This is a genomic window from Acidovorax benzenivorans (assembly GCF_028680575.1).
Classification (GTDB): Bacteria; Pseudomonadota; Gammaproteobacteria; order Burkholderiales; family Burkholderiaceae_C; genus Acidovorax; species Acidovorax benzenivorans.
Window position 1 is genome coordinate 453,929 of sequence record NZ_JAPCKI010000003.1, and the last position, 22,693, is coordinate 476,621.

The 22,693-nt window shown below is 67.5% G+C and carries 17 protein-coding genes; 7 read left to right on the forward strand and 10 right to left on the reverse strand.

Annotated elements, in window-relative coordinates; genetic code table 11:
- Positions 1 to 92: 92 nt before the first annotated feature.
- Positions 93 to 2,156 carry a DNA primase gene (dnaG, locus tag OIN59_RS07950; RefSeq protein WP_274108965.1) on the reverse strand — a complete coding sequence of 688 codons (2,064 nt, stop codon included), beginning with the start codon at positions 2,154 to 2,156 and terminating at the stop codon, positions 93 to 95.
- A gap of 57 nt (positions 2,157 to 2,213) precedes the next feature.
- Here dnaG and OIN59_RS07955 point away from each other — a divergent pair, with 57 nt between their 5' ends.
- From OIN59_RS07955 to OIN59_RS07965, 3 genes are all read left to right on the forward strand, one after another.
- Positions 2,214 to 3,308, forward strand: coding sequence for an ABC transporter substrate-binding protein (locus tag OIN59_RS07955; protein WP_274108967.1), 1,095 nt, complete (start codon positions 2,214 to 2,216; stop codon positions 3,306 to 3,308).
- Between the two features lie 3 nt (positions 3,309 to 3,311).
- Positions 3,312 to 4,979: a diguanylate cyclase domain-containing protein gene (locus OIN59_RS07960; RefSeq protein ID WP_274108969.1), complete on the forward strand. Its 1,668-nt coding sequence runs from the start codon at positions 3,312 to 3,314 to the stop codon at positions 4,977 to 4,979.
- A gap of 120 nt (positions 4,980 to 5,099) precedes the next feature.
- On the forward strand, positions 5,100 to 6,746 hold the full coding sequence (locus tag OIN59_RS07965; protein ID WP_274108971.1) for an acyl-CoA synthetase: 1,647 nt from the start codon (positions 5,100 to 5,102) through the stop codon (positions 6,744 to 6,746).
- A gap of 158 nt (positions 6,747 to 6,904) precedes the next feature.
- Here the strand turns inward: OIN59_RS07965 and OIN59_RS07970 are convergent, their stop codons facing one another.
- Positions 6,905 to 7,798, reverse strand: coding sequence for an AraC family transcriptional regulator (locus OIN59_RS07970; RefSeq protein WP_274108973.1), 894 nt, complete (start codon positions 7,796 to 7,798; stop codon positions 6,905 to 6,907).
- Positions 7,799 to 7,950: 152 nt separating this feature from the next.
- Here OIN59_RS07970 and OIN59_RS07975 point away from each other — a divergent pair, with 152 nt between their 5' ends.
- The 4 genes from OIN59_RS07975 to OIN59_RS07990 all read left to right on the forward strand — a co-directional run bounded on the left by OIN59_RS07975 (position 7,951) and on the right by OIN59_RS07990 (position 12,349).
- Positions 7,951 to 8,517 (forward strand): carboxymuconolactone decarboxylase family protein, encoded by a 567-nt coding sequence (locus OIN59_RS07975; RefSeq protein WP_274108975.1) that lies wholly within the window; start codon positions 7,951 to 7,953, stop codon positions 8,515 to 8,517.
- Positions 8,518 to 8,760: 243 nt separating this feature from the next.
- Positions 8,761 to 9,390: a pyridoxamine 5'-phosphate oxidase family protein gene (locus OIN59_RS07980; RefSeq protein ID WP_274108977.1), complete on the forward strand. Its 630-nt coding sequence runs from the start codon at positions 8,761 to 8,763 to the stop codon at positions 9,388 to 9,390.
- A 100-nt stretch (positions 9,391 to 9,490) separates the two neighbouring features.
- Entirely contained in the window at positions 9,491 to 10,246 is a 756-nt protein-coding gene (locus OIN59_RS07985; protein WP_274108979.1) for a sulfite exporter TauE/SafE family protein, read from the forward strand.
- 129 nt (positions 10,247 to 10,375) lie between these two features.
- On the forward strand, positions 10,376 to 12,349 hold the full coding sequence (locus OIN59_RS07990; RefSeq protein ID WP_274108981.1) for a sensor domain-containing diguanylate cyclase: 1,974 nt from the start codon (positions 10,376 to 10,378) through the stop codon (positions 12,347 to 12,349).
- 99 nt (positions 12,350 to 12,448) lie between these two features.
- Here the strand turns inward: OIN59_RS07990 and OIN59_RS07995 are convergent, their stop codons facing one another.
- From OIN59_RS07995 to OIN59_RS08030, 8 genes are all read right to left on the reverse strand, one after another.
- Complete coding sequence (locus tag OIN59_RS07995; RefSeq protein WP_274108983.1) at positions 12,449 to 14,422, reverse strand: alkyl/aryl-sulfatase; 1,974 nt, start codon at positions 14,420 to 14,422, stop codon at positions 12,449 to 12,451.
- 142 nt (positions 14,423 to 14,564) lie between these two features.
- Complete coding sequence (locus tag OIN59_RS08000) at positions 14,565 to 15,557, reverse strand: Bug family tripartite tricarboxylate transporter substrate binding protein (RefSeq protein ID WP_274108985.1); 993 nt, start codon at positions 15,555 to 15,557, stop codon at positions 14,565 to 14,567.
- 62 nt (positions 15,558 to 15,619) lie between these two features.
- Complete coding sequence (locus OIN59_RS08005; RefSeq protein ID WP_274108987.1) at positions 15,620 to 16,846, reverse strand: acyl-CoA dehydrogenase family protein; 1,227 nt, start codon at positions 16,844 to 16,846, stop codon at positions 15,620 to 15,622.
- A 170-nt stretch (positions 16,847 to 17,016) separates the two neighbouring features.
- Entirely contained in the window at positions 17,017 to 18,627 is a 1,611-nt protein-coding gene (locus tag OIN59_RS08010; protein ID WP_407655072.1) for an AMP-binding protein, read from the reverse strand.
- A gap of 156 nt (positions 18,628 to 18,783) precedes the next feature.
- A complete protein-coding gene (locus OIN59_RS08015) occupies positions 18,784 to 19,347 on the reverse strand; it encodes a hypothetical protein (protein WP_274108989.1) in 564 nt (187 codons plus the stop codon).
- A gap of 13 nt (positions 19,348 to 19,360) precedes the next feature.
- The gene (locus tag OIN59_RS08020; RefSeq protein ID WP_274108991.1) at positions 19,361 to 19,525 is read right to left on the reverse strand and encodes a hypothetical protein; all 165 of its coding nucleotides are present in this window, start codon (positions 19,523 to 19,525) and stop codon (positions 19,361 to 19,363) included.
- Positions 19,522 to 20,529, reverse strand: a complete 1,008-nt coding sequence (locus OIN59_RS08025) for a LysR family transcriptional regulator (protein WP_274108994.1) — start codon at positions 20,527 to 20,529, stop codon at positions 19,522 to 19,524. Before OIN59_RS08025 ends, OIN59_RS08020 begins: the two co-directional genes overlap by 4 nt.
- 102 nt (positions 20,530 to 20,631) lie before the next feature.
- Entirely contained in the window at positions 20,632 to 22,479 is a 1,848-nt protein-coding gene (locus tag OIN59_RS08030) for a gamma-glutamyltransferase family protein (RefSeq protein ID WP_274108996.1), read from the reverse strand.
- Positions 22,480 to 22,693 lie beyond the last annotated feature (214 nt).

The following is a 22,693-nucleotide window of genomic DNA, read 5'->3' on the forward strand; positions in this document are numbered from 1 at the left end:
ATAGGTGCGCGTTTGTCACGGTGGTCCGGCTCGGAGGTGCTGCTGTCGCTCTTGCCAATAACTAACCTTATATTATACCGCCTGAGCTCTATTCAAGCGGGTTTTAGCGCTATTTGCTCCAGTTCCTTGCGCTTTTCGGCCAGCGCTCGGTAGCGCTCCAGGGCTGACGGGTCTTGCGCCACCTGCAGCACCAACACCTTTTGCTGCTCCTTGATGTCCTCTATCTGCATGCGGCTGAGCAGGTCGCGCAGCTCCAGTCGCAGTTCGTGCAGCTCGCCTTCGGTCTGCGCATGCGAGCCGGTCATGACCTTCACGGCCAGCGCCTCGCACTCGTGGTCGCGCAGGCTCTCGCGCAGCACGGCCCAGGCCAGGGGGCCGTGTTCGTGAAACTGCGCCTCCAGCCACGCAAACAGCGGCCCATGGGGCGCGGGCTGGGCAGACAGCGTGGTGTGGTCCTCGTGTGTCAGCTCTTCCAGAAACGCCATGTGCGACAGCAGCAGCCGCGCCGCGTGGTCGGCCCGGCCCATGGCCGGTGTGCGGGGCAGGCGGGGCTGGGGCGGCCAGGGGGCGTCCTTGTCGCGTTTTTTCCAGTTGCCACCGCTTTTCCAGTCACCCCCTTTGCGAAACGGGGGCTTGCTGCTGCCTGGGCCGCCATAGCTGCTTTGCCCGCCATAGCCACCCTGGTTGCCGTAACTGCCGTAGCCGGGGTCGTAGGCGGGGCCTGCCGACTCGCTGTGGGGTTGCCATCCGTCGGCCTCGGGCGGGGCATCCCAGCTGGGTGCGTCATCAGGGGCGGGGCGGGGCTGGTGACGCTGCGGGGGCGCGTGGTGTGCGGCGCGCAGGCCGTCGCGGGCGGCGGCCTGGCCCCACAGGTCGGACAGGTCGCGGGCATTGAGCTGGGTCAGCTCGGCCAGCTCGCCCAGCAACTGGCGCTTGAGCACGCCGTCGGGCAACGCCGTCCACAGCGGGCGTGCATTGCTGGCCATGTGCGCGCGGCCTTCGGCGGTGGCCAGGTCACAGCCCTCGCTGGCCGATTCGACCAGGAAGCGGCTCAGCGGCATGGCGTCGCCCACGTGGCGCGCGAAGGCGTCGGTGCCATGGTCGCGGATGAAACTGTCCGGGTCGTGCTCGGCGGGCAGGAACAGAAACTTGATGCTGCGCGTGTCGGTGGCATGGGGCAGGGCGCCGTCCAGCGCCTTGCGGGCCGCGCGCCGTCCGGCGTTGTCGCCGTCAAAGCTGAACACCACCGCGTCGGTAAACCGCAGCAGCTTTTGCACATGCTCTGGCGTACACGCGGTGCCCAGCGTGGCCACCGCGTTTGGAAAGCCCAGTTGCGCCAGGGCCACCACGTCCATGTAGCCCTCGGTAACCAGCGCGTAGCCCGCCTCGCGGATGGCGGTGCGGGCCTCGAACAGGCCGTAGAGCTCGCGCCCCTTGTGGAACACCGGGGTTTCGGGCGAGTTGAGGTACTTGGGCTTGTCGTCCCCCAGCACCCGGCCGCCGAACCCGATGTGCTCGCCCTTGACGTTGCGGATGGGGAACATCACCCGGTCGCGAAACCGGTCGTAGCGCTTGCCGCCGTCTTCGTCGTTCACGATGACCAGGCCGCTTTCTTCGAGCAGCGGGTCGTCGTAGCTGGGAAACACGCTGGCCAGGCTGCGCCAGCCTTCGGGCGCATAGCCCAGGCCGTAGCGCTTGGCCACAGCGCCAGAGACGCCCCGGCCCTTGAAGTACCCGATGGCGCGTTGCGATTCGCGCAGGTGGCGGCGGTAGGCGTCGGCGGCTTTTTCGAGCACATCGTTCAGCGTGGCCTGTTTCTGGCGCGCGGCGGCAGCACGTTCCTTTTCGTGGGGGGAGATGTCGTCGTCGGGCACTTGCAGGCCCACGCTCTGGGCCAGGTCTTGCACGGCCTCGACAAACCCCATGCCGGCGTGGTCCATCAGAAAACTGATGGCGTTGCCGTTCTTGCCGCAGCCAAAGCAGTGATAAAACTGCTTGGCGGGACTGACGCTGAAGGACGGTGATTTCTCCCCATGGAAGGGGCACAGCCCCATGAAATTGGCGCCACCCTTCTTGAGCTGCACGTAGCGCCCCACGATGTCCACCACGTCTACACGGGTGAGCAGTTCCTGAATGAAAGACTGAGGGATCGTCACACGGCCTATTGTCCGCGTAAACTCTTTGTAACCAGTTATTGCTGGAAAGGTTTTGGCATGGGTTTTACGGCGTGTCGGCAGGCATTGACGGGCAGGGCGCTGCAAAGGTGGCGCACCAGCCTGCCTGTGCTGCTGGTGGCCCTGGCAGGGCTTGCGCTGCTGCCGGGGGGCTCGCAGGCTGCGACGGTGCTCAGGGTGCTGGCCTGGCCGGGTTATGCCGACCCGGACTTTGTGGCGGTGTTCGAGAAGCGCCATGGGGTCAAGGTCGAGATCACTACCGTGGCGTCAGACGATGTTTTGCGCGCCAAGCTGGACAGCGCCGACGGGCCGGGTTTTGACCTGGTAGCTGCCAACACGGCAGAAATCGCCCGGCTGATCCTCCATGACAAGCTGGCGCCGTTGCCGCTGGACAACATTCGCAACACGGCGGGGCAACTGCCCCGGTTTCGGCAGTTGCACACCATTGCAGGCATTGGTTGGCGGGGCGAGGTCTACGCCATGCCCTTCACCTACTCCGAAATGGGGCTGGTGTATGACCGCCAGCAGTTCAGCACCCCGCCGCAGTCGATTGCTGTGCTGTGGGACCCGCGCTGGCAGGGCAAGGTGTTGGCGTTTGACGGCAGCAGCCATGGTTTTGCGCTGGCCGCCATGCGCCGGGGCCTGCCGCCGTTTCGCATCGATGCCGAGCGTTTCAGCCCGCTGGCCAAAGACCTGGTGGCCCTGCGGCGCAACGTGCGGTCGTTCTACAGCTTGCCGGAGGAGTCGGTGGAGCTGTTTCGCAAGCACAAGGTGGCGGTGATGCATGCCAACTACGGCCAGCAGCAGCTCAAGCAGCTGCGCGATGCCGGGCTGGATGTGGGCTATGTGGTGCCCAAGGAGGGCGCGCTGGCCTGGCTGGACTGCTGGGCCATCACCCGCCGCTCGTCCCAGGTGGCTTTGGCTGCCGAGTGGATCAACTACATGCTCGACCCCGCCGTGAGCCGCGAATTCACGCGGCGCCAGGGCCTGGCCAACACCCTGGACGAGCCGCCCGCCTTGGCGGGCAATGTGCCCAAGGGCCCCATCGTGTGGCTGGAGCCGGTGGAAGACGAAACCCTGCGCGCCCGGCTGTGGCAGCGCATTGTGTCGGGTGACCGACCCAACCGGTTCTGACCGATGGCACGCATGACATGGAGCATCGCGCTGAGGCTGGGGGCCCTGTTGGCCTCGTTCAGCGTGTTCGCGGCCATTTTGGCGGGCTACTACACCTTCGATTCGAGCCGTGAACGCCTGCAAGGGCGGGCCGAGCGCTCGCTGCTGGCCACCACGCAGGTGCTGGCGCGTCACATGCAGGCGGGCTTTGGCACGGTGGCGCGCGACACGGCCTTTTTGGCGGATGCCGCTGCCGTCGAGCAAGACCAGGGGCGGCTGGCCGAGCTGTTCAAGGCCAGCCTGCAGGCGCACCCCGCCTACCTGCAGATCCGCTTCATCAGCGCCAGCGACTACGGGCTGGAGCTGGTGCGCATCGACCGCCAGGGCGACAAGCTGGTGCGCATTCCCGATGACCTGTTGCAGGAGAAGTCGCACTTTCCGTTCGTGTTCGAGGCCCTCAGCCTGCCCGATGGCGAGGTGTATGTGTCCGAGTTCGGCATCAACCACGAAGACGCCGCGCAGGACGCCGCCGTGCCTGTGTTCAACATGGCATCGCCGGTGGTGCAGGCAGGCCAGTTGCGGGGCGTGGTGGTGGTGCGGGTGGCGGCTGCGCCGTTTTTGCACAACTTCAACGCAGCCTTGCCTACGCCCTACGGGTTTTATCTGGGCAACCGCTGGGGCGATTTTCTGGTGCACCCGGATGCCACGCAGACCTTTGGCTTTGACCGAGGCCAACGCATCCTGATCCAGGAGTCGTTCCCGCAGGTGGCAGCGCTGATCGATGGGCGTGCCGAGGAGGCGGTGCTCAGCCAGCCCGGTAGCGACGAGGAGGAGGCGCGCGTTTTTGCGTTTGTGCGCATGCCCTTTGGCAACCAGGACGAGGGGCGCATCATGGTGGTGGGGCTCTCGCAGCCGCTGGCGGTGGTGCAGGGCGAGGTGCTGGACCTGGGGCGCAGCATCCTCAAAATCTTGTTGGTGCTCAGCGTAGTGGGTGTGGCCCTGGCGGCCGGGGTGTCGCGCCTGGTCACCCAGCCGCTGCAGGCCATGGTGAAGGCAGCGCAGGCGTTTTCGCGTGGGCAGGCGCACGGCGCGCTCCCGGTGCACCGGGGCGACGAGGTGGGAGAGCTGGCCCGCAGCTTTCAGGACATGGAGCAGCAGATCAGCCGCCAACTGGCCGAGCTGAACCTCAGCCGCGACGCCATGGCCCACCTGGCGCACCACGATGCACTCACCGGCCTGCCCAATCGCCGCATGTTCGAGCAGCGCCTGGCGCAGGTGCTGGAACTGTCGCGCCGCACGGGCCGCAGCTGCGCTCTGCTGTTTGTGGACCTGGACGACTTCAAGGCCATCAACGATACGCACGGGCATGCCGTGGGTGACCTGGTACTGCAGGCCGTGGCCCGCACCATCGTGGGGGCCGTGCGCCAGGTGGACACCGTGGCCCGGCTCGCAGGAGACGAGTTCACGGTGCTCTGCGAAAACGTGGACTCCGAAGAGGCTGCGCTGCAGATCGTGACCAAGCTGCAGCACGCGTTCGAGCCAGCGCTGGACATCGACGGCGAGCCGCAGGCGGTGCGCGCCAGCATTGGCCTGAGCCTGTTCCCCCGCGACGCCCAGGATGCCCGCACACTCATGGCCAGCGCCGACGCGGCCATGTACCGCATCAAGCAAAGCCACAAGCGAAGGGTGTGAGGCCACGCACCGGCCACGCGCCCTGTGCCGCTGCCAACACCGTCGCCACGCTGGCCCGTGTTGCTTTCGTGTCAGCCTGCGGCGCTAGGCTGTGTGTAGTTCACCTTCTTGCACCGACCCATGACCTCCATCTTTGACCAGCACCTGCCCCGCAACGAAGCCAACTTTGCCGCCCTGTCGCCCCTGTCGTTCATCGAACGCACGGCCGAGGTCTACCCCGACCGCCTGGCCATCGTGCATGGCACGCTGCGCCAGACCTGGGCCCAGACCTACGCACGCTGCCGCCAGCTGGCCAGCGCCTTGGTGCAGGCAGGCATTGGCAAGAACGACACCGTCGCCGTGATGCTGCCCAACACCCCACCCATGGTGGAGGCGCACTTTGGCGTACCCATGGCAGGCGCGGTGCTCAACACCCTCAACACCCGGTTGGACCCGGAGGCCATTGCCTTCATGCTCGACCACGGCGAGGCCAAGGCCGTGATCGTGGACCCGGAATTCAGCGGCACCATGGCCAAGGCGCTGGCCCTGCGCACTGCCACCACGCCCATTCGCGTGATCGAGGTGCAGGACGCCCTCTACGGCCCCGCCGTGCAAAGCCTGGACGGCACCGATTACGAAGCCTTTGTAGCCACGGGCGACGCGGCCTTTGCCTGGGGCCTGCCCGCCGACGAGTGGGATGCGATTGCGCTCAACTACACATCCGGCACCACCGGCAACCCCAAGGGCGTGGTCTACCACCACCGGGGCGCGGCCAGCAACGCCATCAGCAACGTGCTGGAGTGGGATATGCCCAAACACGCGGTGTACCTGTGGACGCTGCCCATGTTCCACTGCAATGGCTGGTGTTTTCCGTGGACGATCGCGGCCCGCGCAGGCGTCAACGTGTGCCTGCGCCGCGTGGACGCGCAGGCCATCTTCGACGCCATTCGCACCCACGGCGTCACGCACTACTGCGGCGCGCCCATCGTGCACGGGCTGCTGGTCAACGCGCCCGAGGCGATGAAGGTGGGCGTTCCTGCAGGCGTCAAGGCCATGGTGGCAGGCGCGGCGCCACCAGCGTCGATGATCGAAGGCATGGAAAAAATGGGGTTTGACCTGACCCATGTGTACGGGCTGACCGAGGTGTACGGCCCCGCTACCGTGTGCGCCAAACATGAGGCCTGGGATGCCCTCGACATCGGTGAGCGCGCCCGCCTCAATGCCCGCCAGGGTGTGCGCTACCACCTGGAGCGCGACGTGCGCGTGCTCGACCCCGAGACCATGCTGCCCGTGCCGCAGGACGGCGAAACCATGGGCGAGATCATGTTCAAGGGCAACATCGCCATGAAGGGCTACCTGAAGAACCCCAAGGCCACCGACGAGGCCTTTGCGGGCGGCTGGTTCCACAGCGGCGATCTGGCCGTGCAGTACCCCGACGGCTACATCAAGATCAAGGACCGCAGCAAGGACATCATCATCTCGGGCGGCGAGAACATCTCGTCCATTGAGGTGGAGGACGTGCTGTACCGCCACCCCGACGTGCTGGCCGCCGCCGTGGTGGCCAAGCCTGATGCAAAGTGGGGCGAAACCCCCTGCGCCTTTGTGGAGCTGAAGGCCGGTGCCACCACCACGCCCGAAGACATCGTGGCGCACTGCAAAAAGCACTTGGCGGGCTTCAAGGTGCCGCGCGCCGTGGTGTTTGGCGAGCTGCCCAAAACCAGCACTGGCAAGATCCAGAAGTTCGAGCTGCGCAAGCAGGCGGGCTCGGCGGCAGCCATCAACGTCTGAGAGGGCGTGACGCGCCTCGTGGGGGCGCGGTGGGTGGCTATTTTGCTATGCAATTAATAGCTGATTGCGCATATTTCACTAGCGCATCCGCCGCTTTTGGCTTGAAAACCGAGGCCAGGGGCTCCTGGGCGTCCCTGCGGCGCTGGCAGGGCTGGGTGTCAACGCCCTTCGTCCACCGCCTCGCGCCAGTCCCGCGCTGACATCCCCAGCTTTTGCGCAAACACGCGCGACAGCGCCGAGGGGTTGGCATAGCCCAGTTCATAGGCGATGGACTTGAGCGACCGGCCCGCACGCAGATGCGCCTGCGCCAGCGTCAGCCGCCAGTGCACCAGGTAGTCGGCCGGTGTCTCGCCCACCACGGCCTTGAAGCGGGCGGCAAATGCGCTGCGTGACAGGCCCGCCTGCTGTGCCATCTGCTCCAGGCTCCAGGCCTGGCCCGGCGCCTCGTGCAGAGCCGTCAGGGTTCGTGACAGATGGGGATCGGCCAGGCCGGTCAGCAGGCCGGGGGGCATCTGCGCCTGCTGCGGGTGGTCCAGCAGCCAGCGCAGCAGCTGCAGCAGCACCACTTCAAACAGCCGGTCGGCCAGCACGCGGTGGCCGCAGCGCAGGCGGTCGGTCTCGGCAAACAGCAAGTCCAGCGACTGCTGCAGCCCGTCCACCGCACCCAACGGCAACACCACCAGCGGGGGCAGGGCGCGGGCCAGCGGGTGGCTGGCGCCGCCGTCAAAGTCCAGCGCCGCGCAGGTGAAGTCCGAGCCCTCGGTGGGCGCGTTGTGAAAGAAGTGCTCCAGCGGCCGGGCATAGAACAGCAGGCTGGGCTCGGTCACCTCCAGCCGCTCCGGTGGCCCCGCCTGGGGCTGGTGCGTCACCACCATCTCGCCGCAGCGCAGCACATGCAAAAAGCCCCGGCCCGGCGCCGCCGCAAAGTGCGTGACCCCACACAGCGGCCCGCTGTGGAACAGGTGCGCGCGCACCCGAAACCGCTCCAGCAGCGGCGACAAACGGTCGAGCGGCGCAGGTGCCTGCGCTGACGTTGGGGTGGGGGGTGGCATGGTTTTGGATGATTGGGTATGAATTATGGATTTTATGTGCCCGATGGTATTCGCTGAGGCCGGACACTGCAAGGGTGCTGAGAACAGGCACCCGGCGCCTGAGCAGGCACCGGTCGTCCAACCAATCTTTCATGTCTTTCAAGGAAAACACCATGTCTGCTACCTCTTCTTCCGTCGCCCGCGTCCCCCTCGTTGACCCCGCCAACGCCACCGGCACGGTGCGCGCCGTGCTCGACCAGATCCACGGTGCCTTTGGCGCCACGCCCCACATGTTCCGCGCGGTGGCCAACTCGCCCGCCGCGCTGCAAAGCATGTGGGGCGCCTTCGGGGCGCTGGGTGGTGGCGTGATCGGCGCAGGCCTGGGCGAGCAGATCGCCGTGGCCGTGGCCAACCGCAATGGCTGCAACTACTGCCTGGCCGCACACACCGCCCTGGGCCGCAAGGCAGGCGTGAGCGGCGAGGCGCTGGCCGCCGCGCAGTCGGGCGAATCTACCGACCAGCGTACCGCCGCCGTGCTGCGCTTTGCACTCAAGCTGGTGAACGAACGCGGCCAGGTCGATGCGGCTGACGTGCAGGCCTTGCGCGACCAGGGCCTGAGCGACGAGCACATCGTCGAAATCGTGGCCCATGTGGCGCTGAACCTGTTCACCAACTACGTGAACGTGGCGCTGGCCGTGCCGGTGGACTTCCCCGGCGTCAAGCTGCGCCCCGCGCGCTGAGTGCTGGGGCGGTGCGTGTCTTGCTGACGGGCCGGACACGCGCCTCGCCCGGTGCCGCCTGCGCAGGTCAGGGCCACGCGTCTGTGGCGGGGCCCTGCCCAGGGGAGGGGGCTGTTGCGACCACTGGTCGGGGCCCATGCGCGCGTTTTTGGCACGCATGCCCTGCCGCAAAGTCGTTTGTCAGCGCGGCAGACCTGGCGCACCATGGCTGGTCTTTTGCCACCCCCCAAAGGAAGCCGCCCCATGACCCCTGCCCGCGACGAGCACGCCATTGACAACCTGCAGCGCCTGGAGGCACTGCTTGGCCAGCCCAGCGACGCAGCGCTCCACAAAGAGCTGCCCTACGTCCACCCGGCCTACCGCGCCATGATCGAAGCCGCGCCCTTTGCTGTGCTGGCCACCACCGGCCCTGGCGGGCTCGACGCATCCCCACGCGGCGACCCGCCCGGTTTTGTGCAACTGCTGGACGACAAAACGCTGCTGCTGCCCGAGCGGCGCGGCAACAACCGGGCCGACAGCCTGCGCAACATCCTGGCCGACCCGCGCGTGGCGCTGCTGTTCCTCATCCCCGGCGTGGGCGAAACCCTGCGCGTCAATGGCCGCGCACGCATCAGCGTGGCCCCCGATCTGCTCGCGCGCTGCGTGGTGAGCGGCCAGCCGCCCAAGTGTGTGATCGTGGTTGATGTGGAAACCGTCTTCTTCCAGTGCGGCCGCGCCATCCAGCGCTCGCGCCTGTGGAGCGCCGTGCCACCCGGCACCCCGCGCCCCGTGCCCACACCGGGCGCCATCCTTGCATCCATCACCCAGGGCCAGTTCGACGGCGCCACCTATGACCGCGAGCTACCGGCGCGCCAGCAGGCCACGTTGTATTGAGCCCTGGTGCCTGTTGTGGCTGCGGGTCCCCGTCGCCAGCGCACACAATGGCGTCGGGGCGCTGCCTGTGCAGCGCGCAATCCAACGCAGAGGGAGAGCCATGGATTCCGTGCTGTTGATCGTGGCCGTGGGCGCTGTGGCCGCAGGCTTTGTGCAGGGCCTGTCGGGTTTTGGTTTCGGCATGGTCGCCATGTCATTTTGGGCCTGGAGTTTGGAGCCGCGCCTGGCGGCGGTGCTCACGGTGTGCGGGGCACTCACTGGCCAATTGGTGGCCGCAGCCACCGTGCGCCGGGGTTTTGACCGCGTGCGCCTGCTGCCCTTTGTGCTGGGCGGCCTGGCTGGCATCCCCATCGGCGTGGCCGTGCTACCCGGCCTGGACATGGATGCCTTCAAGGTCATCCTGGGCACGTTGCTGGTGCTGTGGTGCCCAGCCATGCTGATGGCCAAGCAGCTGCCCCACATCACGCGCGGCGGGCGCGTGGCCGATGCGCTGGTGGGGATGGCGGGCGGCGTGATGGGAGGCCTGGGCGGCTTTACCGGCGTGCTGCCCACCCTGTGGTGCACACTGCGCGGCTTGGACAAAGACGTGCAGCGCGCCATCATCCAGAACTTCAACCTGGCCATGCTGCTGGTGACCTTCATCACCTACCTGGCCACCGGCCTCGTCACCCGCGAGGCGCTGCCCCTGCTGGCCATCGTGGTGCCCGCCATGCTGGTGCCCACGTTGCTGGGCGCCCGGCTGTACCACGGCATCAGCGATGCAAGGTTCCGGCAGATTGTGCTGGGGATGTTGACGCTGTCGGGGGGGGCGATGCTGGTGGCCAGCCTGCCCAAGGTGCTGGCGCGGCTGGCCTAGGCATTCTCTGCACGCCTCATCGCCCCGTGTGCCTCTGCGGCCTCGGAGGTCTGTCGCGCAGACCCCCAGGTCCAGGCTCCCTGTGCGCAGGCGGCCCCCGGTGGCCATCCTGTTGTCGACTTGCCGCACATGCCCCGCTACATTTCGAGGGGCATGGAGCAAAAAGATGACACCACGCGGCCACCGGACGCGGACGACCGTCTTGAGGCCGGGGCACCGCGCCGCCGCTATCGCCTTGTCACGCCGCTGAGCCTGGTGATTGCGCTGGGCTGCATCGTTGCCGTGGCGGGCTTGTGGCTGGTCACGCTGCAGCGCGTGGCGTTCGAGCGCGAGCAGGCCGTTGCCTCCGCCATGCAGTCCAATGCCAACCTGGCCATCGCCTTCGAGCAGCAGGTGTTCCGCACCCTCAAGGCGGCCGAGCAGGTCGCCGCCTTTGTGCGCGAGCAGTACCTGCAGCAGGGCACCGACATTGACCTGCGCGATTGGGTGGAGCGGGGGGTGATCCGCGAGCCCATGTTCACCATCATCAGCGTGGTGAACGAGCAGGGCGACATCGTCAGCAGCAGCCAGGAGACCGGGGCCGTCAACTACAGCGACCGCGCCTTTTTCAAGGCGCTGCGTGCCAGCGAGCGCGATGACCTGTTTGTGAGCGAGCCTGTGCTGGGCCGTGTGTCGGGGCAGTGGCGCATTCCGATGGCGCTGCGCATCGTGAGCGAGGGAGGCCGCTTTGGTGGCGTGGTGGTGATGTCGGTGGACCCGACGAACTTCACCGACTTTTACCGCCAGGCCGACCTGGGCGCACAGGGACTGCTGGAGCTGACAGGACTGGACGGCGTGGTGCGCGGCCGCAAGGCGGGGGGCCAAATCAGCTTTGGCGCCGATGCGCGGGGCTTGCCCTGGTTTCAGCACCGCGCGCAGGACCCTGAAGGCGAATTGATCGATGACGCAGGCGCGGTGGACGGCGTGCCGCGCGTCCTCAGCTACCGCAGCATGGCCGGCTACCCGTTGATGGTGACGGTGGGCTCGGCCTCCGACGAGGTGCTGGCGCCGGTGATGCAGCGGCGTGTTGAATATTTCGCCCTGGCGGCGGGTGCCAGTGTGGCGCTGCTGTGTTTTGGCGCGCTGCTCATCGTGGTGCTGGCGCGCCAGCGGGCCGTGGCCGATGCGCTGGCGTCCAGCGAGGGCCTGTTCCGCGCGACCTTCCACCAGGCGGCCACCGGCATCGCCCACATCACGCCCGAAGGCCGCATCCTGCGTGCCAACGACAAGTTCTGCCGCATGCTGGGCTATTCGCTGGAGGAGCTGCGCCAGCGCGACCTGTTTGCGCTGAGCGACGAGGGCGAGCGCGAAGCCCTGCGCCGCTTTCTGGCGCGGCGCCTGGTGGCGCACTCGCCCGTGTTCTCCCCCGAGATGGAAAAGGCCTACCGGCGCAAGGACGGCGGCCTGTTGTGGGTGTACGAAGCGCTGGGCCTCGTCAAGGACGCCCAGGGTCACCCGGACTTTCTGGTGGTGGTGACGCAGGACATCAGCGCGCGCAAGGAGCTGGAGATGCGCCTGTCACACGATGTGCTGCACGACGCGCTCACGGGCCTGTCCAACCGCGTGATGTTCCACGACCGCCTGGCGCGTGTGCTCGAAACGGCCCGGCGCCACGGGCGGCACGCCGCAGTGCTCTACGTGGACCTGGACGGGTTCAAGTCCGTCAACGACCAGTGGGGCCATGCAGCGGGCGACCTGTTGCTGCAGCAGGTGGCCCGGCGGCTTGAAGACTGCGTGCGCGCCGAAGACACCGTGGCGCGCCTGGGCGGCGACGAGTTCGGCATCGTGCTGGCCACCATCGAGCGGGCAGACCACTGCGAGGTCGTGGCCGGCAAGGTGCTGTCTGTGATGGAGCAGCCTTTTGTGCTGGAGGGGGCTGTTGCGCACATCTCGGCCAGCGTGGGCGCGGCGCTCTACCCGCGCCATGGCACCGATGCCGATGCGCTGCTCGCCCAGGCCGATGCTGCGATGTATGCGGCCAAGCAGTCGGGCAAGAACCGCTTCAGCATCGACACCGCACTGAGCCCGCTGGCCGAGGGCGGTGTTGCAGGTCTATCGGGCTGATGAGGAGCCAGCCATCGAGGGATGGCTCTGGTGTTTTGCTCCTTATATGGGAGCATTGAGCGCATTATCTATAGGCGCTAGCGGCCTGTTTCATTCGAATCACCGCGTCATGATCGGAAAGTCACGCACCGGCTTGTCCAGCATGCCCATCAGCTGCCGCAGGGCCTGCGCATCGCCTTCCATGCGCAGCGCGCCAGAGGCGGCCAGCTCCTGCGGTGTGGCCTGACCGTTCATCAGACGCAGGAAGGCGGTTTTGGTGAGCAGCAGCGTGGCGTCGGCAGGCCAGGGTGGTGTGCCCGGGCGGTGGTGCAGCACCGCGTTCTCAATCCACAGACCATGGTTTTCTTCGGCGTCGGTGAAGCGCAGCGCCACGGCCAGGCGCACGCCGTCCGCGCGCGGGCCGTTGAGCGAGGCGGCCATTGCATCGAGGAACTGCGGGATGGGGGTCTGCATGAGCATGTCGGCCACCGCAGCGCGCGGGCCTGAAGCGTTGCGCTGTGCAGTGCCATGCCGCAGTTCCTGCGCGCCGGTCAGGTAGAAGTTGCGCCAGGGCGCAGATTCAGCGGCGTAGCCCATCTGCTCAAAGCTGCGCGCCATGAGGTCCCGCGCGGCAGCGTGGCCGCCATCGGCCAGCAGCACATGGCGCAGCAGCTCGGCCGCCCAGCGGTAGTCGCCCGCATCAAAGGCCTGGCGCGCGGCGGCCACCGCAGCGTCGGCGCCGCCTGCCAGGGCCACGTAGCGGCGCGCGGCCTGCACGGGCGGCAGCGGGTCGAGCGTGGCGGGGTGCGCGTCGAACCAGCCCAGGTAGAACTGCGCCACCGCGCGCACGTTGTGTTTGACGGTGCCGTAGTACCCGCGCGATGCCCACTGCGCCGCCAGCGTGGAGGGCAGTTGCACGGCCTCGGCGATCTCGCCGGGTGTCAGCCCGGCGTTGAGCAGGCGCACCGTCTGGTCGTGCAGGTAGCGGTAGGTGTCGCGCTGCGTGGTCAAGAAGGTGTCGATGCGCTCGCGGCCCCACACGGGCCAGCCGTGCTGCAGGAAGACCACATCTGCACGGCGTGCGTGCGCAATGGCGCTGTCGATGTAGCGCGACCACGCCAGCGCATCGCGCACCTTGGCGCCGCGCAGGGTGTAGAGGTTGTGCAGTGTCTGCGAGACCAGTTCTGCCGCACCGAACGCGCGCAGGTCGGGCAGCTCGAACACCATCTCGGCCGGGGCTTCGGAGCCTGGCACGTTGTGGAACACGAAGCGCACGCCATCAATGTCGAGCGCCTGCGTGGGCTGGTCGATGAGCACGGTGGGCGGCAGGATGCCGATGCGCCCGACCGCCACGGCCATGCCCAGGCCGTTATCCACCACGCCGCGCGCATCGCGTGGCAACTGGCTGCCATACATGAAACCCGCGCGGCGCGACATGGCGGGCCCGAGCAGCAGGTTCTCGCTGGTCGCCTCCTCCATGAAGCCCACGGGCGCCACGATGGGCACGCTGCGTGCCTTGGCGTCCTGCGCGGTCAGTACGCCCAATGCGCCGCCGAAGTGATCCACATGGCTGTGCGTGAACACCAGGCCCGACACCGGCTGCGCGCCCAGGTGCTGGCGCGCGAAGGCGAGGGCGGCAGCCGCCGTCTCCTGCGTGGTGAGCGGGTCCACCACGATCCAGCCGGTGCGGCCCTGGATGAGCGTGAGGTTGGCCAGGTCGAACCCGCGCAGCTGCCAGATGCCCTCGCGCACCTGATACAGGCCGGGCGTCTGGTTCAGGCGTGCATGGCGCCACAGGCTGGGGTGCACGGTGGCGGGGGCCTCGCCCTGCGCAAACTGCAGTGCATCAAAGTCCCACACCACCTGGCCCTGCGCGTTGCGCACCTGGCCGCTGGGGCTGGCGATGAGGCCGCGGCGCGCGTCATCAAAGCTGGCGGGCGCGTTCACGTCCAGTGTGCCCAGGGATGCGGTCTGGCGCGCACGCGTGGCGGCGGTTGCGTCCTGCCGGACATCGGCCACCTGGGCCAGGATTGCAGGTGCCAGGCCCAGCAGAAGTGGCAAGGCGAGTGCCGCAAGCGTTGGGAGGTTTCGCATGGGGGGTTGAACCTTTTTGAGATGAAAAAGGCCTCAAGCGCAGAATTTATATGCGCTGGCAGCTATCAAAATTGAAGTAATGCGTTGCCTGGTATGGACGGGTAGGGCCCGTGCAGGTGGGTGCGATCACCCCTTCGCGCCATCACATCGGCTCCAGCCTGATGCGTTTCATCATCGCCTCGGTGAAGCCGATTTCCTTGCCGAAGGCCCGTGTGAAGGTCTCGCCGTCTTGCGGGTTGACCATGCCGCCTTGCTCTTCGAGCGCGGTCACCACAGCGGGCTGGCGCAAGGCGGCTTCGAACGCGGCGCGCACGCGGGACACGATGGCATCGGGCGTGCCGGTGGGCACGGAGACACCGCCCCACGAGGTCAGTTCCACCCCGGGCAGGCCCGCCTCGGCCAGCGTGGGCACGCCGGGCAGCTTGGGGTTGCGCGCGGGCCCTGTCACGGCCAGTGCGCGCAGCTTGCCAGCCACGATGTTCGAGTACGCCACAGCGGTGATGGGCGCGCCAAAGGCCACCTGCTGGCCCAGCACCGCATTGACGATTTCCGATGCGCCCTTGTACGGCACATGCGTGGCCTGCGCCTGGCTGACGCTGAGCACCATCTCCACCCCCAGGTGCGAGGGCGTGCCGACACCGCCCGAGGCGTAGTCCAGCTTGCCGGGCTGCGCACGCAGGCGCGCCAGCAGGTCGGCCAGGCTGCGGATGTCGCTTTGCGCGTTGACGATGACCACCGTGTCCGAACTGGTGAGTCCGATCACGTGGCGGAAGTCCTTGAGGACGTCGTAGCCCGGTTGTTTGTACATGCGCATGCTGGCCGCCATGGGCGAGCCGGCGTAGACCCAGGTGTAGCCGTCGGGCGCCGCCTTGGCCGCCTGTCGCGCGCCCAGGTTGCCGCCTGCGCCGCCCTTGTTCTCGATGACCACGGGCTGGCCCAGCTCCTTCGACACGGCCTCGGCCACGATGCGGGCCGTGGTGTCCGGGCCCGTGCCGGCGAGGTAGGGCACCACCCATTTGATGGGGCGCGCGGGCCACGGCTCGGCAGCCATGGCGGATGTACTGGCCAGCACTGGCAGCAGGCTTGCAGCGAGCAGTATGCGGCGGCGCAGGTGGGGGATGGGTTGATTGGTCATGTCTTGTCTCCGTGTCATTTTCTGTGAGGGTTGTTTTGGCGCGCTGTGGGCGGCGCAGCCGCTCAGGGGGATGCCATGAGTTCTTTCGCGATGGTGTTGCGCTGGATCTCGCTCGTGCCGGTGAGCACGCGGTACATGCGCAGCATGCGGAACAGGAACTCCACGCGCCGGCCCTGCACGATGCCCTCGCCGCCGTGGATCTGCACCGCGCGGTCGGCGATGCGAAAGGCAGCCTCCGAGCAGAACAGCTTGGCCATGGACGACTCGGCACGCGGCTCGGCGCCCGCATCAATCGCGCGGGCCGTGGCCAGCATCAGCCCGCGCGCGGCAGCCCAGTCGGTCGCCATGTCGGCCAGCATGTGCTGGATGGCCTGGAACTGCCCGATGGCGCGGCCGAACTGGTGGCGCTGCTGTGCGTAGTCGCGTGCATCCCGTAGGGCCACCTGCGCCAGGCCCAGCATGGCCGGGCAGTGCAGCAGGCGGTTCACGCTGATGCGGCCCAGCGCCAACGCCAGGCCGCGCCCAGGTTCACCAATCAGGTTGGCGGCGGGCACGCGCGCGCCCTCTAGCACGATGTTGCCCGTGCTCGTCTGCCCCGCCATGGTCTTGTAGCCCGATTCCACGCGCACGCCGGGTACATGCAGGTCCACAAAGAAGGCCGTGACCTCGCGCTTTTTCGGATCGGGGTCGTCGTGTGTGGCGGTGGACGCCATCAGCACTGCGTAGTCGGCAAACGGCGAGCCCGAGATGAAGCGCTTGGCGCCCGTGATGACGTAGTCGTCGCCATCGCGCACGGCACGCGTCTGCACGTTGCCAGCGTCCGATCCGGCCTCGGCCTCGGTCAGTGCGAAGCAGATGGCCATTTCGGCCCGGGCCACCGGCAGGATGAACTGCTGCATCTGGTGCGGCGTGGCCATGCGCGCCAGCGCGCCCACGCGTGGCGGGCCACTCAGCTCGCCAAACACATGGGGAGCGAACGGCGAGCCGCTGGCGTAGATGGCTTCTTTGACCAGCACATGGTCCAGCGTGGACAGGCCCAGGCCGCCCATCTTCTGCGGCAGCGTCATGCCGTAAAAGCCTAAAGCGTGCGAGCGCTTCCACACCTGCTGCAGCAAGGCCTTGTCGGGCGCGTGCTCGTGGTCGATGCCATGCTCGCGCGCCAGCGCCGCCAGTTCGCCATACAGAAACTCGTTGATGCGCGCGATCAGTTCGGCCGCCTGTGGCGAGCCTTCAAAAGGCATGCCGGGAAACAGCGGCGCGGGGAGGGGTGATGTGATGTCGTTGTTCATGTCAGGATTCCTTGTCGTTGGCTGTGACAGCGGGCTCTGGAAACTGGCGCAGGCCCAGACGAGAGACGCCGAGCAAGGGCCGCCCCGCAGCGAGGGCGTCGTCCCCCTTCCCGCAGCGCGCAGCGATGCGAGAGAAGGGGGAAGGCGCGCAGCGCCTCAGGGGGATGTACCTAGTTCACCATCCGCCCACGCCCTTCCCAGTACGGGGCCTGCACGGCACGGCGCATCACCTTGCCGTTGGGGTTCTTGGGCAGGGTGGTGACGAACTCAATGCGCCGTGGCCGCTTGAACCCGCCCAGGTGTTGTGCGCAGAACGCGTCGATCGCAGCGGTGGTGTCGGCACCGGCCGCGCGGCCGGGTTTGAGCACCACGTGCGCGGCCACGGCCTCGCCCCACTTGTCATCGGGCACGGCGAACACGCAGGCGTCGGCGATGGCGTCGTGCTGGTACAGCACCGCCTCCACCTCCGATGGGTACACGTTGAAGCCGCCGCTGATCACCATGTCCTTCTTGCGGTCCACGATGTAGACATAGCCCTCGTCATCCATGCGGGCCAGGTCACCCGTGTGGTAAGCGCCGTCCTTGAGCACCTCGGCCGTCAACTCGGGGGCGCGCCAGTAGCCCGCAAAGATGTCATCGCCACGCACCACGATCTCGCCGATCTCGCCGGTGGCCACGGGCTGGCCGTCGTCGCCCAGGATCTGCACATCGCATTCCAGAAATGGGCGTCCGCAAGATGCCAGGCGCTCAGGCCGCGCCGCGCGGGCAAACAGATGGTCTTCCACAGATAGGCCACACACTCCTGAGGTCGTCTCGCCCGCGCCGTAGCCTTGTTGCAGGATGGGCCCGAACACGTCCATGGCCTGCAGGATGCGTGCGGGCGCCATGGGGGCGGCCCCGTAGCCCAGGCGCAGCAGGTCGGGCAGGGGGCGGTACTGGCCCTCCAGCTCGGTCAGCAGCATGTTGATCATGGTGGGCACCATGAAGGTGTGGGTCACGCGGTCGGCCCGCATGTCGGCGATGAAGCGCGGGGGCTCGAAGCCGTTGAACAGGCGGATGGTGACACCCTGGCACAGCGCCGGCACCATCTGCATGCCCGATGCGTGGGTGATCGGGCCCACCAGCCCCAGGATGTGGCCGGGCTGCTGCCCGTCCGAACGCGTGAGGAACTTGCGCAGCTGCGCAAGGCGGTTGCCGAAGGTCTGCATGGCCGCCTTGAGCACGCCCGAGGAGCCCGAGGTGTAGTGCAGCACGGCGACTTCGTCCTCGCACACGACCACCGGGGTGAACGTGTCGCTGGCCTGGGCCAGTGCCGCTTCATACCCTGCGGGGCCCGCATCGTCGGTCAGCAGCAGCCGGGGCATGGCGCCGGGCATGCATTGCGCCACATGCGGGCGGATGGCCTCGGCGCGCTCGGTGGTGGTCACGATCAGCGTCGCACCGCTGTTGGCGGCAATGGCGCCGACCTCGGTGGGCGAGAGCCGGGCGTTGAACGGCGCCTTGATCAGGCCGGCCTTGTAGCAGGCGATCTCGATCTCGACGACCTCGACACAGTTGGGCAGGTAGATGCCCACGCGGTCGCCGCGCTCCAGGCCCAGGCCCAGCAAGGCGTTGGCCAGGCGGTTGGTGCGCTGCTCCAGCTCGGCGTAGGTGATGCTGCGAGCTGTGCTCTTGACCGCGATGCGGCGGGAATGGGCGCGGGCGCTGCGCGCTACCAGCGCGCCGACGTTGGCAACAGGACGGCGGTGGATGCCGCTGTGGGGGTTGGGGGTGGCGGTAATGGTCGTCTCCTGGAGTGCAGTCCCCTGTGGCGGGGGCTTGGCCGGACTGTTCCAGAAGACGGGGTATCAGGGAAATACGGATTGCTGATGGACGGCCATCAATCGAATTGATGGTCTGCAGAGAGGCGGGTTGTCGGCACGTTCCGGGAGCCCCCTTCAGAGCTCACTGGCGTCCTTGCCCTCACTGCGCTTGACCACCCATCGAACGGTGGCGCGGGGGGCGGGCACGCGCTGGGCGTAAACCTCCAGATCGCCGCGTGTCCATGCCGCGTAGCTGCCGCTGGGGTCGTTGGCGGCCGTTTCCGCCCCATAGCTGCTGCGCCCGAAGTGGAGAAGTTCCCCATAGGCTGCAGCGCCGCCGTCTGCCAGCTCGCTGGCATCGGCTACGAACTCCACCCGCCGCAGTTCGCGGGCCGCAAAAAAGAAGGTCTGCGTCCCTTCCAGGCCTGCGATGAAGACCGGGGCCAGACGCCATTGGCCGACCAGCCCGCCAGACAGGCGCTGTGGTCGTGACACGTGCGCGATGCCGGGCAAGGCTTGGCGCAAAGCGTCCACTCCCATGCCCAGTTCAACGCCCTCGGGAAGCGCTTGCACAGGCGCATACCCCGGTGAAGTGTTTTGCAAGGGTACAGAGGCGGAGGTGGGCAGCGTGGTCTGCGCCTGCACGAACGCTGTGCAGGTGGCCAGTACCAAAACGGCGCTCTGGAAAAAACGCCGCATACGGCGGCTTGGGTCAAGGGGCATGGTTTGGAGACAACAGGTGGTGCTCATCTTCGGATTTCTTGGTGGTGTGGTCGAGCCAATCCGCTGCCTGCAGGGCCATGCCATGCCATGCCATGGTGCTGGGGTGCTGGGTGAGCCCATCTCGGTCATAGAGGGGCGCGTCGGGCAGGATCATGGATGCGTTGCAGGCTGGACGATCTCTGCGTCCCAGCGGCCGGTGGTCACCAGGCGTTGAGCCACGGCGGCCATTGCCTGCAGCACCGCTTGCATCACGGCGTCTGTGCCTGGGTCCCGGTCGCGCTCGGGGGCGGTTGCCAGGGTGTACGTGCGGATCATCTCCGGGTTGATCACCCGCGCCACCAGCCAATCGGACGCCATGGAGGGCGTGTCGCTCAAGGCGCATGCGGGGGTGAACGTAAAGCCTGCACCGCAGGCGTAGAGCGAGCGGATCACGCGGGCCGAGTCGTGCTCATGCGCAACGTTCAATGCCGTACCGCGCAGTGTCGCCGCGTCTTCCACCTGCTGGCGAATGGAAAACCGGCGTGATTGCAATACCAGCGGTTGCGCTGCTGCTGCGGCAAAGTCGATGTCGGGGCGCTTGGCTGGCTCCAGCTCTTGCCTGTTCGCGGGCGGAGGCTGAAGCAGCGCTCGCACCGAGCCGCTGGAGTCCTGCCCGCAGAAGTACATGGATTCGCGGGCGAAGGGCTGGCACACCAGACCTTCGGCCTGGTGCGTGTCCACCAGGATACCGATCTCCGCCCGCCGATCCAGCATGGCCTTTTTGACCATCAGGCTGAGGTCATCGAGCACAAAAACGCGAATGCGCGGGTGGGTGTCTTTCAGGTGCGCGAGCAACGGCCCCATGAGCAACGATGCCAGCAGAAACGGCATGGCGATCGTGATCGAGCCTTCTGGCCCCTGCGGCAGCCGCTGAATGCGTTCGCGCATCGCAGACGCGTCGCTCAAAAGGCGCCGAGCATCCTGGTACAGCTGCACGCCGGCCTGCGTTGGGGTGACGCCGATGTGCGAGCGCTCCAGCAATTGCGCGCCCAGCTCTGACTCCAGCTTCTTGATCTGGGCGGTGAGTGCCGGCTGGGCAATGTACAGGCTGCCAGCCGCCCGCGAGAGGCTGCCGGCCTCGACCACGGCGATGAAGTAGCGCAGGCTTCGGAGATCCATGGGGCAAGAATGTAGCGGGGTCTGTCGTTGGCGCACGCCATGCCCGCTCAGGCGGCAGCGCACTCGGCAGGTAGCCCCTTTGTAGGCCGCGCAGGGCTGCCTTTAGTCGCCCATCACCACGCCCTCGCGGCGCGGGTCAGCCCCGCCCATCCACAGCTTCTTGCCATGCGCCTGGCCGCGCGTGATGGCTTGCAGGCCGCTGGTCATGTTCATCTCGCGCACCTCAGCGCCACGGGCGCGCAGGGCTTCGACGGTGGTGGGCGGGAAGCGCTTTTCTTCCAGCAGCGTCGGGCCGTTCATCGAGCCGAAGTTGGGCAGGTTGATGGCCTGCTGGGGCATCAGGCCCCAGTTGAAGACGCCATACAGCGTCTTGGCCGTGTAGTGGATGATGGCCGCGCCGCCGGGGCTGCCGCCGCTCATCAGTAGCTCGCCCGTGGCTTTGTCGAACACCAGCGTGGGTGCCATGGACGAGCGCGGGCGCTTGCCGGGCTGCACGCGGTTGGCAATGGGCTGGCCTTGCGCGTCGGTGGGGGCGAAGCTGAAGTCGGTGAGTTCGTTGTTGAGCAGGAAGCCTTTCACCATCTGCCGCGCACCGAACTGGTCTTCGATGGTGGTGGTCATGGCGACCGCGTTGCCGAACGCGTCGACGATGCTGATGTGGCTGGTGCCGTATTCAGGCTGGTCGGGCATGGGCGCAAAGCCCGTCTTGACGGCGCCGGGATTGCCGGGCTGGGCGACCTTCATGCTCTGGGTGCCGATGAGCTTGGCGCGCTCGGCCAGGTAGGCGGGGGCGAGCAGGCTGGTCCAGCTGCCGGCGGGGGGCTGCACAAAGTCGGGGTCGGCCACGTACTGGGCGCGGTCGGCAAAGGCCAGGCGGGCGGCCTCGGTGTACAGGTGCAGCCAGTCCGCGCTGGGCAGGCCGTCCTGCAGGGGCTTGGCGGCGGCGTCGGTGTTCTTGAGGATGCCCAGGATCTGCCCGATGGCGATGGCTCCGGAGCTGGGGGGTGGAAAGCCGCACACGCGGTAGTCCTTGCTGGCCACCTGGTAGTCGTGGCACAGCGCCTCGCGCTTCTTGGGCTGGTAGCCCGCCAGGTCGGCCAGGCTGAGCTTGCCGGGGTTGGTGGGGTGCTTTTGCACCTTGTCCACGATGGCCTGGGCGACCTCGCCTTCGTGCAGGGCCTTACTGCCTTCAGCGGCAATCTTGCGCAGCACAGCGGCCAGCTCGGGGTTGCGCAGGTTCACGCCCACATCGCGCGCGTCGCCGTCGGCCTTGTAGAAATAGGCGGCGGCCACGGGGTCCTTCTTGAGGTGGGCGTCGGCCTTCACCAGGGTGTTGAGCCGCGCGCTGACCTTGAAGCCGCCTTCGGCCAGCGTGATGGCGGGCTGGAACAGCGTGGCCCAGGGCAGCTTGCCGTGCTGCTTGTGCGCCATCTCCAGCATGCGCACCGTCCCTGGCACACCCACCGAGCGGCCGCCCACCACGCCGTCGTAGAAGGGCACGGGCTTGCCGTCGGCACCCAGGAAGAGTTTTTCGTCTGCGGCAGCGGGCGCGGTTTCGCGACCATCGTAAGCCTCCACCAGCTTGCCGTTGCTGTGCAGCAGGAAGGCGCCGCCGCCGATGCCGCTGGACTGGGGCTCCACCAGCGTCAGCACCATCTGCACGGCAATGGCCGCATCGACGGCCGAGCCGCCGGCCTTGAGGATCTGATAGCCCGCATCGGTGGCCAGCGGGTTGGCAGCGGCCACGGCAAACTTCTCCGTGGCCCAGCCCGGTTTTTCGGTGTAGCCGGACGAACCCTCGGGCTGGGCGGGCACGGTGTAGGCGAACTGGGAGGGAGCACTGGCGCAGCCTGCCAGGGCCATCAGGGTGGCGAGGGCCGCAGGGGCCAGCAGGTTGCGACTGAACGGGCGGCGCAGGTGCGACGTGGCAGGCAGGGCAGTGGGTTTCATGCGGGTCTCCTGTGGGTGCAAGCAGCGAAGCGGCCATGGTAAGGGGCCTTGCTGCAGCCTGCGAGGGCGTGCAGGAGGCTGCCCCTGGGGTTTGTGCACCGATTGAAGGTGTTTTCCGGCGGTGGCGCTAGTGCAATATGCCTGAGTAGCTATCAAAAAGATAGTTGTTACCGACCGTCAGCAGCTGTTCACAGGCCATCCCTGGGCCCTGGTG

Coding starts and splice junctions, on each gene's coding strand:
- OIN59_RS07955 (WP_274108967.1), top strand. CDS start 2,214: ATGGGTTTTACGGCGTGTCGGCAGGCATTGACGGGCAGGGCGCTGCAA.
- OIN59_RS07960 (WP_274108969.1), top strand. CDS start 3,312: ATGGCACGCATGACATGGAGCATCGCGCTGAGGCTGGGGGCCCTGTTG.
- OIN59_RS07965 (WP_274108971.1), top strand. CDS start 5,100: ATGACCTCCATCTTTGACCAGCACCTGCCCCGCAACGAAGCCAACTTT.
- OIN59_RS07970 (WP_274108973.1), bottom strand. CDS start 7,798: ATGCCACCCCCCACCCCAACGTCAGCGCAGGCACCTGCGCCGCTCGAC.
- OIN59_RS07975 (WP_274108975.1), top strand. CDS start 7,951: ATGTCTGCTACCTCTTCTTCCGTCGCCCGCGTCCCCCTCGTTGACCCC.
- OIN59_RS07980 (WP_274108977.1), top strand. CDS start 8,761: ATGACCCCTGCCCGCGACGAGCACGCCATTGACAACCTGCAGCGCCTG.
- OIN59_RS07985 (WP_274108979.1), top strand. CDS start 9,491: ATGGATTCCGTGCTGTTGATCGTGGCCGTGGGCGCTGTGGCCGCAGGC.
- OIN59_RS07990 (WP_274108981.1), top strand. CDS start 10,376: ATGCCCCGCTACATTTCGAGGGGCATGGAGCAAAAAGATGACACCACG.
- OIN59_RS07995 (WP_274108983.1), bottom strand. CDS start 14,422: ATGCGAAACCTCCCAACGCTTGCGGCACTCGCCTTGCCACTTCTGCTG.
- OIN59_RS08000 (WP_274108985.1), bottom strand. CDS start 15,557: ATGACCAATCAACCCATCCCCCACCTGCGCCGCCGCATACTGCTCGCT.
- OIN59_RS08005 (WP_274108987.1), bottom strand. CDS start 16,846: ATGAACAACGACATCACATCACCCCTCCCCGCGCCGCTGTTTCCCGGC.
- OIN59_RS08015 (WP_274108989.1), bottom strand. CDS start 19,347: ATGCGGCGTTTTTTCCAGAGCGCCGTTTTGGTACTGGCCACCTGCACA.
- OIN59_RS08020 (WP_274108991.1), bottom strand. CDS start 19,525: ATGATCCTGCCCGACGCGCCCCTCTATGACCGAGATGGGCTCACCCAG.
- OIN59_RS08025 (WP_274108994.1), bottom strand. CDS start 20,529: ATGGATCTCCGAAGCCTGCGCTACTTCATCGCCGTGGTCGAGGCCGGC.
- OIN59_RS08030 (WP_274108996.1), bottom strand. CDS start 22,479: ATGAAACCCACTGCCCTGCCTGCCACGTCGCACCTGCGCCGCCCGTTC.